Below are 15,135 nucleotides of genomic sequence, written 5' to 3' on the forward strand. Positions count from 1 at the left end.
CTGCAGCCCCTGTGGGGCTGAAGCCGTATATCTTGCCATTAAAGTAAACTCCGTGTTTTAAGTTTTTGAAACAGTGTTTTTATATTCTCAACCCGTAGCTTTAAATGTGATCCAGATCACCAATACCCTGCTAATTCCTCCGGCGGAACAGGAATGAGATCTGGTTAAAAGTTTTTAATGCTTTTCTGGAATAAAAAAAGGCGCCAAAGCGCCGAAAAAGAAGGGGGACAGGGAACCTGTGATTAAAGAGAGCGCTGGCCCGAACAGGCGAGTTCTGATGATTTATCGCCGGCGAGCATCCGTCGGCATGGCGTTATACGCGCTGTTGACTGACCAGATCCAGCAGGTGGCTATCGGTTTGTTGTACGCTGGTTCCGGCATTTTTCGCATGACGGATTTCTTCAAGAATGGTCTCCAGCAGCATGCCATCCTGATCCTGCTCTTCAGCAAGCAGCGTCAGAAAACGCAGGGTTGATTCATCGCTTTGCGCCTTCGCCTCTTCCGCCAGGCTGGAAAGTATCGTGCTGCGCTGCTGATAATCTTCGACGGTTTTGCTAAAGAGATCTTCCAGGGACGAACATTCAGTGCCGTAGGTTCCTTCCGCTTTCACAACGGGCCAGGCGCCTGATTTTTTCATAAAATCAAAGACCCGCATCATCTGCGTGATACTGGCTTGCGCTCGGTTACGGAGAAAAGTGGCGGTACCGTTCAACCGTTGCTGAGTACACCAGTCGCTCAAATGCAGATACAAATTTGAGGTATAGAACTCAAGATTCATCTGGTTATTCAGCTTTTGAACCATTCCTGGTACGACCATACAAATATCCTTATTCACTTTGGAGGGGGCGGGCGTCATATCTTGACGCATCTACATCAGGGTCGCCTTAGAAATTACGATGCACAGAGAGAGTCCTGATTAATAGTATTCAGGATTTCTGTACAGCCGTTTCCATTAAATTTCTTATCTCAACAAATATAGAATAGCGCTATATTTGAATTGAGAAAACTCTCAATGAGTGATATTTACATTTCGTTACAACATCCGTATTTATCTTGAAAAGCGGGGCTTTTGTAAGAATAAAAGCTGATGATTAACGAGCGTAAATAAGTTTAATTTTATGATTTTAAATGTTTTTATTTATACTCCTCATTAATTGATAGTAGTTTTAATGATTTTGTTGAAATAGGGTTTTAAAAATAATGATTAATAATTCTATTTTGTGGTAGCCTGCGAGTAAGAAAATGATGAGGTTAATTTAAAAAGATGCTGTTTTTGTAAACACATTATTGCTAACAGGCTATCTGAAGGAGTCGGAAATGAAAAAAGTTGCGGTGCTGCTGGCATCGGGTTTTGAGGAAGGTGAAGCGATTGTGGTGATTGATATTCTTCGTCGCTTACACCTTGATGTCGAACTGCTCTCCTGCGCCAATTCGCGCGCGGTGGTGAGCTATCACGATATCCCCATGGTGGCGGACAGCACGCTAACAGAGCGCGCCGGGATACTGTACGACGCGGTGATTCTGCCCGGCGGCCCGCAGGGAAGCGTCAGTCTTGCCGCCAGCCGGGACGTCGTGGCGTTTATTTCGGCCCACGATACCGCGGGAAAGCTGATCTGTCCGATCTGTTCGGCGGCGGCGAGAGTGCTCGGCGGCAACGGGCTGCTCAAGGGGCGACGCTACGTCTGTTCGGGAGAGTTATGGCAGCACGTTATGGACGGAGAGTACGTGGACCAGGCGGTAGTGGAGGACGGTAATTTGATTAGCGGTAAAGGCCTGGGACACGTTTTTGACTTTTCGTTTACCGTAGCCGCCCGTTTATTGGGGGATGAGGCGCCCGTTCGCAATCATGCGGAGCACATTTATTGTCGCTGGTAATCTCTACAGGGATAACTCTGCTGATGATATAGAGAATATTGCTACGGCCTGCGCTAATTGTCTGACAATTAGCGCTTTTTTTATGTCATTTTTCGCTGTTTATATGCACGCAATTACTGTAATTCCGCGATGTGATTGGGCTCTCGTATGGAGAAATAATTTCCGGTTAATACTATTTAAACAACGGCACTTAGCGTTGAGATTTTTCTAATGCCTTGTTTTTCGTCCGATTAAAAATTTAAGACTTATTATTCCCTACATAAAAGCGAATTAAAGCTGGAGTTTACCATGCACAAATTTACTAAAGCGCTGGCGGCAATCGGTCTTGCCGCGGTTATGTCACAATCAGCTATGGCTGAGACGCTTAAGCTGGGTTTTCTGGTGAAACAGCCTGAAGAGCCATGGTTTCAAACCGAGTGGAAATTTGCCGATAAGGCCGGTAAAGATTTAGGTTTCGATGTGATTAAAATCGCTGTTCCCGACGGCGAAAAAACCCTTAACGCGATTGATAGCCTGGCTGCCAGCGGAGCCAAGGGCTTCGTCATTTGCACCCCGGACCCGAAACTCGGGGCGGCTATTGTCGCCAAAGCGCGCGGCTATGATATGAAAGTAATTACCGTCGATGACCAGTTCGTCAACGCCAAAGGCAAACCGATGGACAGCGTACCGCTGGTGATGATGGCGGCCAGCGAAATCGGCGCGCGCCAGGGGCAGGAGCTCTATAAAGAGATGCAGAAACGCGGTTGGGACGTGAAGGATACCGCGGTTATGGCCATTACTTCCGACGAGCTGGATACCGCCCGCCGCCGCACTACCGGCTCAATGGACGCTCTGAAAGCCGCTGGTTTCCCGGAGCAACAAATCTATCGCGTGCCAACCAAATCTAACGACATCCCCGGCGCGTTTGACGCCGGTAACTCCATGCTGGTTCAACATCCTAATGTTAAGCACTGGCTGATCGTCGGCATGAACGACAACACCGTGCTGGGCGGCGTGCGCGCCACCGAAGGCCAGGGCTTTAAAGCGCCTGACGTTATCGGTATCGGTATCAATGGCGTCGATGCGGTGAACGAACTTTCTAAAGCGCAGGCCACAGGTTTCTATGGCTCTTTGCTGCCAAGTCCGGATATTCACGGCTATAAAACCAGCGAAATGCTTTACAACTGGGTGACAAAAGACGTTGAACCGCCGAAATTCACCGCGGTAACCGACGTGGTGCTGATTACCCGCGACAACTTTAAAGAAGAGCTGGCGAAAAAAGGGCTGTAAGGCCAGTTGACCGGGCCTCTTGCCTTGCGTGAGAGGCTCTGTACAGAAAAGCGGAGTCGTTATGCAACAGTCTACCCCTTATCTCTCATTCCACGGCATCACCATGACATTCCCGGGCGTTAAAGCGCTGTCCGATATTAGCTTTGGCTGCTATGCCGGACAGGTGCACGCCCTGATGGGAGAAAACGGCGCCGGGAAATCCACGCTGCTGAAAATTCTCAGCGGCAACTACATACCGACCGCCGGCAGCCTGCAAATCCGCGGCCAGCAGATGACGTTTACCCACACCACCGAGGCGCTGAACGCCGGGGTGGCCATTATCTATCAGGAGCTGCATCTTATCCCGGAAATGACCGTGGCGGAAAATATCTACCTCGGCCAACTGCCGCATAAAGGCGGGATTGTGAATCGGTCGCTGCTGAATTATGAAGCCGGCCTGCAGCTGAAGCATCTGGGGCTGGATATCAATCCGGAAACGCCGCTCAAGTATCTCTCTATCGGCCAGTGGCAGATGGTGGAGATCGCCAAGGCGCTGGCGCGTAACGCAAAAATTATCGCCTTTGATGAGCCGACCAGCTCCCTGTCTGCGCGGGAAATCGAAAACCTGTTTCGGGTTATCCGCGAGCTGCGTCAGGAAGGACGGGTCATTATTTACGTTTCCCACCGTATGGAAGAGATCTTCGCGTTAAGCGACGCGATTACGGTGTTCAAAGATGGTCGCTACGTGCGCACCTTCGACAATATGCAAGAGGTTAACCACGACGCGCTGGTACAGGCGATGGTGGGGCGCGAGCTGGGCGATATCTACGGCTGGCAGCCGCGTGAATATGGCAAAGAGCGTTTGCGTCTTGATCAGGTGAAGGCGCCTGGCGTGCGGCAGCCCATCAGCCTTTCGGTGCGCAGTGGAGAAATCGTCGGTCTGTTTGGGCTGGTTGGCGCCGGGCGCAGCGAGCTCATGAAAGGCTTATTCGGCGGCAGCAGAATAACCGGCGGCCAGGTTTATATCGACGGGGAGGCCATTGATATTCGCAAGCCGGCCCAGGCGATTCAGGCCGGGATGATGCTCTGCCCGGAAGACCGCAAAGCGGAAGGGATTATTCCGGTCCACTCGGTGCGCGACAACATCAATATCAGCGCTCGCCGCAAGCATATTCTCGCCGGCTGCGTTATCAACAACGCCTGGGAAGCGCAGAACGCCGACCAGCATATCAAATCGCTGAATATCAAAACGCCCGGCGCCGAGCAGCTGATTATGAACCTCTCCGGCGGCAACCAGCAGAAGGCGATCCTCGGCCGCTGGCTGTCGGAAGAGATGAAAGTCATCCTGCTTGACGAGCCAACGCGCGGTATTGACGTGGGCGCTAAACATGAAATCTACAACGTTATCTACGCATTAGCGGCATCGGGCGTCGCGGTGGTCTTTGCCTCCAGCGATTTACCGGAAGTTCTCGGCGTCGCCGATCGCATCGTGGTTATGCGCGAGGGTGAGATCGCCGGAGAGCTGCTGCATGAACATGCGAATGAACAGCAGGCATTGAGCCTTGCCATGCCAAAAGTGAGCCAGGCGGTCGCCTGAGTAAGGAGTCTATGATGTCATCAGTTACCACTTCAGGTACTACCCGGTCGGCTTTTAGCTTCTCCCGCATTTGGGATCAGTTCGGCATGCTGGTTGTTTTCGCGGTGCTGTTTATTGGCTGCGTGATTTTTGTGCCTAATTTTGCCTCGTTTATTAATATGAAAGGCCTTGGGCTGGCTATTTCTATGTCCGGAATGGTGGCCTGCGGAATGCTGTTTTGCCTGGCATCGGGGGATTTCGATCTGTCGGTCGCCTCGGTTATCGCCTGTGCTGGTGTGACCACGGCGGTGGTGATTAACCTGACGGAGAGCATGTGGGTGGGGATCGGCGCCGGTCTGCTGCTCGGCGCGCTGAGCGGCCTGGTCAATGGTTTTGTGATTGCCCGCCTGAAGATTAACGCCCTGATCACCACCCTGGCCACCATGCAGATCGTCCGCGGTCTGGCCTATATCATCTCTGACGGTAAAGCGGTTGGGATTGAAGACGAGCGTTTCTTTACCCTCGGCTACGCCAACTGGTTTGGCCTGCCAGCGCCTATCTGGCTGACCATTGCCTGCCTGATTGTCTTCGGCCTGTTGTTGAATAAAACCACCTTTGGCCGCAATACCCTGGCGATTGGCGGTAACGAAGAAGCGGCGCGTCTGGCGGGCGTGCCGGTAGTGCGGACCAAGATCATTATTTTCGTCCTTTCCGGCCTGGTTTCCGCGGCGGCAGGCATTATCCTGGCTTCACGAATGACCAGCGGACAGCCGATGACCTCAATTGGCTATGAGCTGATTGTCATCTCGGCCTGCGTGCTGGGGGGCGTATCGCTGAAAGGCGGGATCGGTAAGATCTCCTACGTGGTGGCCGGCATCCTGATCCTGGGGACGGTGGAGAACGCGATGAACTTGCTGAACATCTCGCCGTTCTCGCAGTATGTCGTACGCGGCGTGATTTTGCTGGCGGCGGTGATCTTCGACCGCTACAAACAGAAAGCGAAGCGCGCCGTTTAATCCGGCCAACTTTTCAGTTTAATCCTAATCCATTGCCAGCGCTCGTTGCGCTGGCAATGACTATCAAAAATGGCGAGGCTGGTCACACTGTCTATACTTACATGGCTACAATAAATTAACACCCAGCATGTTGCTGGCCATGATAAGGAGGAAACAGGGTGGCTGACCAGATTTATGTACCGCCTGCGTTAACCGGAAACTACGCTTTTTTCTTTGACCTCGACGGTACCCTTGCCGGTATCAAACCCCATCCCGATCAGGTGGTCATTCCTGCCGATGTTCTGCAGACGCTGCGCCAGCTCGTACAGCAGCACAACGGCGCGGTGGCATTGATTTCAGGGCGCTCAATGGTTGAGCTGGATGAGCTTACCCGTCCTTACCGGCTGCCGCTTGCCGGTGTCCACGGGGCTGAACGCCGTGATATCAATGGTAAAACGCATATTGTCTCTTTACCGGATTCTCTCCAGAAGGCGCTCTCTGCGGAACTGACCGCGGCGCTGGATGACTTGCCGGGATGCGAACTGGAAAGTAAGGGGATGGCCTTTGCGCTGCACTACCGACAGGCGCCGGAGCATCAGCACGCGGTGCTGGCGCTGGCGCAGGCCGTCGTGCAGCGCCATCCCATTCTGGCGTTACAGCCGGGTAAGTGCGTGGTGGAGATCAAACCGCGCGGAGTGAATAAAGGTGAAGCGATAGCCGCTTTTATGCAGGAAGCTCCATTCAGCGGGCGCAGGCCGGTGTTTGTCGGTGATGACTTAACCGATGAAGCGGGTTTTAGCGTCGTCAATCAACTGAGTGGCGTATCGGTCAAAGTGGGCGGCGGTGGGACCCAGGCGCACTGGCGCCTGCCGGATGTCGCCGCTGTTCATCTTTGGATTAGTAACATCGCGAATCATGGGCAACAACCAGATGCGCTAACCGACAGGAGAGATGGCTATGAGTCGCTTAGTCGTAGTATCTAATCGTATTGCCCCGCCGGATGACAAAAAGGCCAGCGCCGGTGGCCTTGCCGTGGGGATTATGGGGGCATTAAAAGCAGCCGGAGGACTGTGGTTCGGCTGGAGTGGGGAAATCGGTGACGACCAGCAGCCGTTAAAAAAAGTGAAGCAGGGGAATATCACCTGGGCTTCCTTTAACCTTAGCGAGCAGGATCACGACGAATATTACAACCGCTTTTCCAATGCCGTTTTATGGCCCGCATTCCACTATCGTCTCGATCTGGTCGATTTTCAGCGTGAAGCCTGGGAAGGCTATCAGCGCGTCAACGCAACGCTGGCGGATAAACTGCTGCCGCTGATCGAACCTGACGATATCGTCTGGATCCACGATTACCACCTACTGCCGTTGGCCAGCGAACTACGCCAGCGCGGGGTCAATAATCGCATCGGCTTCTTTTTACATATTCCGTTCCCGACGCCGGAAGTCTTTAACGCGCTGCCGCCGCACGCGGAGCTGCTTGAACAGCTGTGCGATTACGATTTACTGGGTTTCCAGACCGAGAGCGATCGCCTGGCGTTTCTTGACTGCGTATCGATGCAGACTCGCCTGACGACGCGCGGCGGCAAAAAGCATGTGGCCTGGGGGAAACCTTTCCACACTGAAGTCTATCCGATCGGTATCGATCCGGAAGAGATTGCGCGCAGCGCAAAAGGGCCGCTGCCGCCGAAGCTGGCGCAGCTAAAGAGCGAACTGAAAAGCGTGCAGAATATCTTTTCCGTGGAGCGGCTGGACTATTCCAAGGGGCTGCCGGAGCGTTTTCTCGCCTACGAGGCGCTGCTGGAGAACTATCCGCAGCATCACGGCAAGATTCGCTATACCCAGATTGCACCGACGTCGCGCGGCGATGTTCAGGCCTACCAGGATATTCGTCATCAGCTTGAAACCGCGGCCGGCCGCATTAATGGCCGGTATGGCCAGCTGGGCTGGACCCCGCTTTACTACCTGAATCAGCACTTTGAACGCAAGCTGCTGATGAAAATCTTCCGCTACTCGGACGTCGGGCTGGTTACGCCGCTGCGCGATGGGATGAATCTGGTGGCGAAAGAGTATGTGGCCGCGCAGGACCCGCAAAATCCGGGTGTGCTGGTGCTGTCGCAGTTTGCCGGTGCGGCGAACGAGCTGCCGACGGCCTTAATCGTCAATCCTTACGATCGCGACGAGGTCGCGGCTGCGCTGGACCAGGCGTTAACCATGCCGCTGGCCGAGCGTATTGCCCGCCATTCGGCCATGCTGGCGGTGATTAAAGATAACGATATCCATCGCTGGCAGGAGCGGTTCATTGCCGATCTAAAGGAGATTGAGCCAGGAAGTGAGGAGAGCCACTTAGCGCGCAAGGTCGCGACCTTCCCCAAGCTCGCCTGAGGTGATCGCGGTTAGCGCTTTCGGCGCTAACCTTTTTCCAGACACACCAGCAGCACGTCAACGCCGCTGCTGCCCACGATATCTTTCGCCGAACAGGTGGCGCGAGAAAACAGGCTCTGGTTGTGGTTGCCGCAAATCACCAGATCAACGCGGTGCCGCTGGCAAAAATCCTTCACATGGTGGGCAATCCCGCCGCTGGCGATAGTCATTTTCTCTATCGGGTAGTCGGCGTGGCGGGCGAGCTCGGCCAGAAAGCCGCGCGTCTCCTCCTGCATCACTTCGCGTAAATTTTCCATCATTGGCGCCGCAAACTGGTTATACAGCTCCGGGTCCGTTGCCAGGGTAATCAGGCTGACCTTCGCATTGACCGGACGGGCGATGGAGACGGCTTTCTGAATGAGGACCCGGCTTTCCGGGGTTGGCGCCACGGCGACCAGCAGATGTGAGTAGGGCATCAAGCCTCCTTGATATACGCGAAACAACCCTTTTCTTATTGTCTTTACTCCCATTCCTTAGCATTCGCAAGGTTTATCCGCAGCGAAATACATCGCCCAAATTTCATTCCACGACGCGCCGTTTCGGTGGCCATATCTTAGTTTTTGGTCCGATCTTTTGCATTAAAAGAAACACTGTTTTATAAATCGGTGAGGCCCGTTCATCGACTCTTTGTGTTTTTGCCAGTGAACGCTTTTGGCTGGCAAAAATGAAAAGGTAACGCCGTTCCCATGTTCTTAATGTAGCCATGTATCAACCCCTTTTGGCTGAATGGGCCAAAAAGCGGTTCGGAGTTCTCTAAAAAAAGACACAGGATTTACGGCGATGAAAACACGTAAAATCGGTTTGGTTAACTACCTTGCCTATGGATCGGGCGACTTCCTTGGTGCGGGAACGACCGCACTCACAGCAGCCTGGCTGCTCTACTTCTACACCACCTTTTGCGGTCTTTCCCCTATCGAGGCGACGCTTATTTTTGCCACCGCCAGGGTTCTGGATGCGGTAATCAGTCCGCTGATGGGCTTTCTGACGGATAACTTTGGCTCAACCTGGCTGGGGAAACGTTTTGGCAGGCGTAAGTTCTTCATCCTGCTCGGCATCCCCTGCGTGTTTAGCTACTCCATCATGTGGGTAGGGGATATGGGGTTCTGGTACTACCTGCTGACCTATCTTCTTTTTGATATTGTCTACACCATGATTCTGGTGCCGTATGAAACGCTGGTACCGGAAATGACCGATGATTTTAAACAGAAAACCAAATTCTCCGGCGCGCGCATTTCTATGGCGCAGATGTCGGCGATTCTGGCTTCCTTCCTGCCGGGCGTTCTGCTGACTATCTTTGGTAAGGACAACGCCGTTTCTTTCTTCTATGCCAGCCTGGTGTTCTCGGTGCTGTGCGCCATGATGCTGACCTTCGTCTGGTTCTTTACCTGGGAACGCCCGCGTGAAGAGTGGACGGAGGCCGCGCTGCGCGCCGAAGAGGAGAAACAGAACCTGAGCCTGTCGCAGAGTCTTAACCGCCTGTTCATTGAGTTAAGTTCGACCCTGCGCATTAAAATTTTCCGTCAGCATCTGGGTATGTATCTGGGGGGCTATATCGCCCAGGACGTCTTCAATGCGGTCTTTACCTACTATGTGGTGTTTGTCCTGATGCAGGAAGCCTCAATGGCTTCTAACCTGCTCGGAACCATGGCGATCTTCCAGTTTATTGCGGTTATCGCCATGATCCCGCTGTGTATTCGCTTCGGGCCGGCGCCATCGTACCGCATGGTGGTGGTGCTGTTCGGCCTGAGTTCGCTCTCTTATGCGGTGCTGTACTACGCTGGCCTCAGCGATGTCTATTCGCTGCTGCTGCTGATATCCGCAGTGGCGGGCCTGGGCCGCGGCGGCATCAATTACGTTCCGTGGAACACCTACACCTATATTGCCGACGTGGACGAAGTGATCACCGGCCAGCGCCGCGAAGGCATCTTCGCCGGGATCATGACCCTCACGCGTAAAGCTTCCCAGGCCGGAGCGGTGATGCTGGTGGGGATTATCATGCAGATGTCGGGCTTTGTCTCCGGACAGAAAACGCAGCCCTATGAAGTGAGCCATACCATTCTGCTGATCCTCAGCGTGGGCACCTTACTGGTGCTGGCCTGCGGTTTCCTCGTTTCCCTGCGCTTTAAGCTCAATCTGCAAACCCACAGCGTCCTGCGCGCGGAAACGCTGAAAATGCGTGAATCCGGCCGCGCTCAGCCAGAACTGGCCAGCGCCGGGGATCGTGAGGTGGTGGAGATGCTGGCCGGGATGCCGTACGACGCCCTGTGGGGAAACAACAATATTGGTTATCTGAATCGGAATAAACCCGCTGCGCCAGCGCTGAAGCCGCGTTCAGCCATGAATTCGACATACAACAGAGGTTAAGGATATGAAAGTTTGGCCTGTCAAACATAGCCCACTACTGCGCCAGCCGGAGCGTTTTATCGCCCGCAATGAACTGCAGGCGCTGATTCAGAAGGTGACGCACAATCTGGTCAACATTAAGGACGAAAGCGGGCAATTTTTACTGCGGCTGGACGACGGACGCGTTATCGACACCAAAGGGTGGAACGGCTGGGAGTGGACTCACGGCGTCGGCCTGTACGGTATTTATCAGTATTACCAGCAGACCGGCGATACGGCGATGCGCGACATTATTGATGGCTGGTTTGCCGATCGCTTTGCCGAAGGCGCGACCACCAAAAACGTCAATACCATGGCGCCGTTTCTCACCCTGGCTTACCGCTACGAAGAGACGGGCAACCCCGCGTATCTGCCCTGGCTCGATAGCTGGGCGGAGTGGGCGATGAACGAAATGCCGCGCACTGAGTCTGGCGGCATGCAGCACATCACCCTGGCGGAAGAGAATCATCAGCAGATGTGGGACGACACGCTGATGATGACGGTTCTGCCGCTGGCGAAAATAGGCAAGCTGCTTAATCGTCGGGAATACGTAGAGGAGGCGGTATATCAGATTCTGCTGCACGTGCAGAATCTGATGGACCGTGAGACCGGCCTGTGGTTTCACGGCTGGAGCTACGCGGGGCGGCATAATTTCGCCCATGCTCGCTGGGCGCGCGGCAATAGCTGGCTGACTATCGTGATTCCGGATTTTCTGGAGCTGGTGGATTTACCCGAGAACAGCGCGGTACGGCGTTATCTGGTGCAGGTGCTGAATGCGCAGATTGCGGCGCTGGCCCGCTGTCAGGACGACAGCGGCCTGTGGCATACGCTGCTTGACGATCCCGGCTCCTATCTGGAAGCATCGGCGACCGCCGGTTTTGCTTATGGGATCCTCAAAGCGGTGCGCAAGCGCTACGTGAGCCAGGCGTATGCGGAGGTTGCGGAAAAAGCGATTCGCGGCATCGTGCAGAATATCTCAGCGCAAGGGGAGCTGCTGCAAACGTCGTTCGGTACCGGTATGGGTTCGAATCTGGATTTTTATCGCGACATTCCGCTGACGTCGATGCCGTATGGCCAGGCGATGGCGATCCTGTGCCTGACGGAGTATCTGCGGAAGTATTTCTGAGAAGGGCGGAATTTCCCCGGTGGCGCTTACGCTTACCGGGGCTACAATGATGCTGCAGGTCTGATGAGCGTGGCGCCATCAGGCGTGATAAAACAAACCCGGCTTTCGCCGGGTTTGTTTTTACATCCGTTCTACGGTTTCGATACCCAGGGTATCCAGACCCAGCTTCAGCGTTTTCGCCGTCAGCAGAGCCAGCTTCAGGCGGCTGTTGCGCGTCTCTTCGCTTTCGGCGCTCAGGATCGGGCAGTGCTCGTAGAAGCCGGAGAACAGACCCGCCAGATCGTACAGGTAAGAACACATCACGTGCGGTGTGCCTTCACGCGCGACGACCGTCAGGGTTTCTTCAAACTGCAGCAGACGGGCCGCCAGCTGGGCTTCGCGCTCTTCGGTGATGACCACCGGCGCCGCCGCCAGCGCGCTTTCATCGATATCCGCCTTGCGGAACACGGAGAGCACGCGAGTATAGGCATACTGCATATAAGGTGCGGTATTACCCTCAAAGGCCAGCATGTTGTCCCAGTCAAAGATGTAGTCGGTGGTGCGGTTTTTAGACAAGTCGGCATATTTCACCGCGCCGATCCCGACCGCGTTCGCCAGTTTTTCCAGCTCATCGGCGGGCATATCCGGGTTTTTCTCCGCCACCAGACGGCGCGCGCGCTCCAGCGCTTCGTCCAGCAGGTCGGCGAGCTTCACGGTACCGCCGGCGCGGGTTTTAAACGGTTTGCCATCTTTGCCGAGCATCATGCCAAACATGTGGTGCTCCAGCGGGACGGAATCCGGCACGTAGCCGGCTTTACGCACGATGGTCCACGCCTGCATCAGGTGCTGGTGCTGGCGAGAGTCGATGTAGTAAAGGACGCGGTCCGCATGCAAGTTTTCGTAACGGTATTTTGCGCAGGCGATATCGGTGGTGGTGTAGAGATAGCCGCCATCCTTCTTCTGGATGATAACGCCCATCGGTTCGCCTTCCTTGTTTTTGTACTCATCAAGGAACACCACGGTCGCGCCTTCGCTTTCTACCGCCAGACCTTTGGCTTTCAGATCGGCAACGATACCCGGCAGCATCGGGTTATAGAGGCTTTCCCCCATCACGTCGTCGCGGGTCAGGGTAACGTTGAGGCGGTTATAGGTTAACTGGTTTTGCGACATGGTGATGTCGACCAGTTTGCGCCACATTTCGCGGAAGTACTCGTCGCCGCCCTGCAGCTTAACGACATAGCTGCGCGCGCGCTCGGCGAAGGCTTCATCTTCATCGTAGTGTTTTTTCGCTTCGCGATAGAAACCTTCGAGGTCGGCCAGCGCCATTTCACCGGCGTTTTCCTGCTGCTGTTTTTCCAGGTACGCGATGAGCATGCCGAACTGGGTGCCCCAGTCGCCTACGTGGTTAGCGCGGATCACTTTATGGCCGAGAAACTCCAGCGTACGCACCGCGGCGTCGCCAATAATGGTGGAGCGCAGATGGCCTACATGCATCTCTTTCGCCACGTTCGGCGCGGAGTAATCGACGACCACCGTCTGCGCCTGCGGCTGAGCCACGCCCAGACGTTCCGATTTCAGCGCGCTGCTGACGTTTTCCGCGAGGAAGGCCGGATCGAGGAAAATATTAATAAAGCCAGGGCCGGCGATCTCTACCTTATTAGCAATCCCGCTCAGATCGAGATGAGACAGGACCTGCTCTGCAAGTTGTCGCGGCGCCATGCCCAGTTTTTTGGCAACGGCCATCACGCCGTTGGCCTGATAGTCGCCGAACTGGACTTTTGCTGACTGGCGGACCTGAGGTTCGCAATCGGCAGACGCGCCTGCCGCGATCAGGGCCTGACTGACTTTTTCTGAGAGAAGAGCCTGAATATTCACCGAAACACCTTACGTTTAACACGCCGTCACCCTGCTGGGGCGGCGCGGGAATGTGGACAAATTAGGGCAGGAGTATACTGCATTTGCACCCACGCGTCAGCACCGCGCGGAGGTTGCTGAGCCTCGCGCTCAACGAATAACCGTTCGCGGGACGCTGCCGGCGATTGACGGTTGGTTGGTCGCGGAAAACGCGATAGATTAGCGCTTTTTAGCGAGTACCGAGGCTTACGATGGCGAACTGGCAGCAGATAGATGAACTGAACGATATTTCCGCGGACCTGCCGCGCTTTACCGAGGCGCTGAACGCGCTTGCTCACCGGCTCGGTCTCGATATTACGCCCCATAACGCCGACCATATTTCCCTGCGCTGTCACCAGAACGCTACGGCGGAGCGCTGGCGTCGCGGCTTTGAACAATGCGCTACTCTGCTGTCGGAAAATGTTATTAACGGTCGACCCATCTGCCTGTTCAGGCTGGATGAGCCGGTGGTCGTGGCGCACTGGCGTTTTAGCGTCGTTGAACTGCCGTGGCCGGGCGAAAAGCGCTATCCGCATGAAGGCTGGGAGCATATTGAAATCGTTCTGCCGGGCGATCCTGAAACGCTCAACACCCGCGCGCTGGCGCTGCTTTCCGATGGAGGGCTGGGCCAGCCGGGCATTTTTGTGAAGACCAGCGCGCCGAAAGGGGAGCGTGAGCGTTTACCGAATCCGACCCTGGCGGTAACGGATGGCAAAGTGACGATCAAATTTCACCCGTGGTCGATTGAGCAAATTGTCGCCAGCGAACACGCTGAACGATAACTGTGTGAAGCGACGCGGCGTCTGCCGGAAGAAATCGTGACATTCTGTCGTGCCTGCCCTATCGACGGAGAGAAGAATGACCTTACTGGAAGTCTGTTGTTACAGCATGGAGTGCGCGCTGGAGGCCCAGCGCTGCGGTGCCGACCGCATCGAGCTATGCGCCGCGCCGCAGGAGGGAGGGCTGACGCCTTCCTCGGGCGTTCTTAAAACGGTGCGTGAGTCGGTGACCATCCCCGTTCATCCAATTATTCGCCCGCGCGGCGGTGATTTTTGCTATACCGCCGGCGAATTTGCCGCGATGCTTGATGATGTGGCCGCGGTGAAGGATCTCGGTTTTCCCGGCATGGTGATCGGCGTTCTGGACGCCGACGGTCGGGTGGATAGGGTGCGAATGAAAAAAATAATGGCGGCGGCGGGAACCCTGGCCGTCACCTTTCATCGGGCCTTTGATATGTGCGCCGACCCGCGCCAGGCCAGCGCTGAGCTGGCTGAACTCGGCGTTCAGCGTATCCTGACTTCGGGCCAGCAGTCTTCAGCCGAAAAAGGAATTTCATTAATCAGGGAACTTATTTCCCAAAGCGATACTCCTATTATTATGGCCGGTGCAGGCGTCCGCGCCGCCAACCTGCCGCTGTTTTTGCAGGCGGGGGTAAAAGAGGTCCACAGCTCGGCAGGCCAGTGGCTACCGTCCCCGATGCGCTTTCGTAATCCCGGACTGTCGATGTCTACGGATGCCGAAGCAGATGAATACTTACGCTACGCCGTCAATGGCGAAGCGGTAGCGGAAATGAAGAACATTATTATCGCGCAGAGAAATTAAACCGTTTTTTGCTGCACATCATGTCGCCCAATATGATG

Annotated in this window: 14 protein-coding genes; 10 read left to right on the forward strand and 4 right to left on the reverse strand. The window is 54.9% G+C overall.

Features of this window, described 5'->3' with window-relative positions; genetic code table 11:
- Nucleotides 1–313 precede the first annotated feature (313 nt).
- Complete coding sequence (locus HMPREF1144_RS04695) at nucleotides 314–817, reverse strand: non-heme ferritin-like protein (RefSeq protein WP_009652044.1); 504 nt, start codon at nucleotides 815–817, stop codon at nucleotides 314–316.
- A gap of 500 nt (nucleotides 818–1,317) precedes the next feature.
- Between HMPREF1144_RS04695 and HMPREF1144_RS04700 the strand changes: the two genes are divergently transcribed.
- From HMPREF1144_RS04700 to otsA, 6 genes are all read left to right on the forward strand, one after another.
- Entirely contained in the window at nucleotides 1,318–1,875 is a 558-nt protein-coding gene (locus HMPREF1144_RS04700; RefSeq protein WP_009652004.1) for a DJ-1/PfpI family protein, read from the forward strand.
- A 288-nt stretch (nucleotides 1,876–2,163) separates the two neighbouring features.
- Entirely contained in the window at nucleotides 2,164–3,144 is a 981-nt protein-coding gene (locus tag HMPREF1144_RS04705) for an arabinose ABC transporter substrate-binding protein (RefSeq protein WP_004852174.1), read from the forward strand.
- 61 nt (nucleotides 3,145–3,205) lie between these two features.
- Nucleotides 3,206–4,720 carry an L-arabinose ABC transporter ATP-binding protein AraG gene (araG, locus tag HMPREF1144_RS04710; RefSeq protein ID WP_009652032.1) on the forward strand — a complete coding sequence of 505 codons (1,515 nt, stop codon included), beginning with the start codon at nucleotides 3,206–3,208 and terminating at the stop codon, nucleotides 4,718–4,720.
- Between the two features lie 14 nt (nucleotides 4,721–4,734).
- Nucleotides 4,735–5,715, forward strand: a complete 981-nt coding sequence (gene araH, locus HMPREF1144_RS04715; protein WP_004852169.1) for an L-arabinose ABC transporter permease AraH — start codon at nucleotides 4,735–4,737, stop codon at nucleotides 5,713–5,715.
- Between the two features lie 158 nt (nucleotides 5,716–5,873).
- On the forward strand, nucleotides 5,874–6,677 hold the full coding sequence (otsB, locus tag HMPREF1144_RS04720) for a trehalose-phosphatase (RefSeq protein ID WP_004852167.1): 804 nt from the start codon (nucleotides 5,874–5,876) through the stop codon (nucleotides 6,675–6,677).
- Nucleotides 6,652–8,076, forward strand: a complete 1,425-nt coding sequence (gene otsA / locus HMPREF1144_RS04725) for an alpha,alpha-trehalose-phosphate synthase (RefSeq protein WP_004852166.1) — start codon at nucleotides 6,652–6,654, stop codon at nucleotides 8,074–8,076. Before otsB ends, otsA begins: the two co-directional genes overlap by 26 nt.
- Before the next feature lie 26 nt (nucleotides 8,077–8,102).
- Here the strand turns inward: otsA and uspC are convergent, their stop codons facing one another.
- Nucleotides 8,103–8,531, reverse strand: coding sequence for a universal stress protein UspC (uspC, locus tag HMPREF1144_RS04730; RefSeq protein WP_004852164.1), 429 nt, complete (start codon nucleotides 8,529–8,531; stop codon nucleotides 8,103–8,105).
- A 103-nt stretch (nucleotides 8,532–8,634) separates the two neighbouring features.
- Nucleotides 8,635–8,820, reverse strand: a complete 186-nt coding sequence (locus HMPREF1144_RS32850) for a hypothetical protein (RefSeq protein WP_157214905.1) — start codon at nucleotides 8,818–8,820, stop codon at nucleotides 8,635–8,637.
- 75 nt (nucleotides 8,821–8,895) lie between these two features.
- Here HMPREF1144_RS32850 and HMPREF1144_RS04735 point away from each other — a divergent pair, with 75 nt between their 5' ends.
- The gene (locus HMPREF1144_RS04735) at nucleotides 8,896–10,479 is read left to right on the forward strand and encodes an MFS transporter (protein ID WP_009652039.1); all 1,584 of its coding nucleotides are present in this window, start codon (nucleotides 8,896–8,898) and stop codon (nucleotides 10,477–10,479) included.
- 4 nt (nucleotides 10,480–10,483) lie between these two features.
- Nucleotides 10,484–11,623 (forward strand): glycoside hydrolase family 105 protein, encoded by a 1,140-nt coding sequence (locus HMPREF1144_RS04740; protein ID WP_009651993.1) that lies wholly within the window; start codon nucleotides 10,484–10,486, stop codon nucleotides 11,621–11,623.
- 120 nt (nucleotides 11,624–11,743) lie between these two features.
- Here HMPREF1144_RS04740 and argS read toward each other — a convergent pair whose 3' ends face one another.
- Nucleotides 11,744–13,477 (reverse strand): arginine--tRNA ligase, encoded by a 1,734-nt coding sequence (gene argS / locus HMPREF1144_RS04745; protein WP_009652018.1) that lies wholly within the window; start codon nucleotides 13,475–13,477, stop codon nucleotides 11,744–11,746.
- A gap of 230 nt (nucleotides 13,478–13,707) precedes the next feature.
- On the opposite strand from argS, the gene HMPREF1144_RS04750 reads away from it, so the two are divergent.
- Nucleotides 13,708–14,277 carry a VOC family protein gene (locus HMPREF1144_RS04750; protein ID WP_004852155.1) on the forward strand — a complete coding sequence of 190 codons (570 nt, stop codon included), beginning with the start codon at nucleotides 13,708–13,710 and terminating at the stop codon, nucleotides 14,275–14,277.
- A gap of 76 nt (nucleotides 14,278–14,353) precedes the next feature.
- Nucleotides 14,354–15,097: a copper homeostasis protein CutC gene (cutC, locus tag HMPREF1144_RS04755; protein ID WP_009651997.1), complete on the forward strand. Its 744-nt coding sequence runs from the start codon at nucleotides 14,354–14,356 to the stop codon at nucleotides 15,095–15,097.
- Nucleotides 15,098–15,135 lie beyond the last annotated feature (38 nt).

Origin of the sequence: Klebsiella sp. OBRC7 (assembly GCF_000293135.1) — a bacterium.
Classification (GTDB): domain Bacteria; phylum Pseudomonadota; class Gammaproteobacteria; order Enterobacterales; family Enterobacteriaceae; genus Klebsiella; species Klebsiella michiganensis.

Excerpts from the sequence above, each read along its gene's own strand:
- HMPREF1144_RS04700 (WP_009652004.1), top strand. The coding sequence starts at position 1,318 with ATGAAAAAAGTTGCGGTGCTGCTGGCATCGGGTTTTGAGGAAGGTGAA.
- HMPREF1144_RS04740 (WP_009651993.1), top strand. The coding sequence starts at position 10,484 with ATGAAAGTTTGGCCTGTCAAACATAGCCCACTACTGCGCCAGCCGGAG.
- otsA (WP_004852166.1), top strand. The coding sequence starts at position 6,652 with ATGAGTCGCTTAGTCGTAGTATCTAATCGTATTGCCCCGCCGGATGAC.
- cutC (WP_009651997.1), top strand. The coding sequence starts at position 14,354 with ATGACCTTACTGGAAGTCTGTTGTTACAGCATGGAGTGCGCGCTGGAG.
- HMPREF1144_RS04705 (WP_004852174.1), top strand. The coding sequence starts at position 2,164 with ATGCACAAATTTACTAAAGCGCTGGCGGCAATCGGTCTTGCCGCGGTT.
- HMPREF1144_RS04695 (WP_009652044.1), bottom strand. The coding sequence starts at position 817 with ATGGTCGTACCAGGAATGGTTCAAAAGCTGAATAACCAGATGAATCTT.
- uspC (WP_004852164.1), bottom strand. The coding sequence starts at position 8,531 with ATGCCCTACTCACATCTGCTGGTCGCCGTGGCGCCAACCCCGGAAAGC.
- araH (WP_004852169.1), top strand. The coding sequence starts at position 4,735 with ATGTCATCAGTTACCACTTCAGGTACTACCCGGTCGGCTTTTAGCTTC.
- HMPREF1144_RS04750 (WP_004852155.1), top strand. The coding sequence starts at position 13,708 with ATGGCGAACTGGCAGCAGATAGATGAACTGAACGATATTTCCGCGGAC.
- HMPREF1144_RS04735 (WP_009652039.1), top strand. The coding sequence starts at position 8,896 with ATGAAAACACGTAAAATCGGTTTGGTTAACTACCTTGCCTATGGATCG.
- HMPREF1144_RS32850 (WP_157214905.1), bottom strand. The coding sequence starts at position 8,820 with ATGGCTACATTAAGAACATGGGAACGGCGTTACCTTTTCATTTTTGCC.
- araG (WP_009652032.1), top strand. The coding sequence starts at position 3,206 with ATGCAACAGTCTACCCCTTATCTCTCATTCCACGGCATCACCATGACA.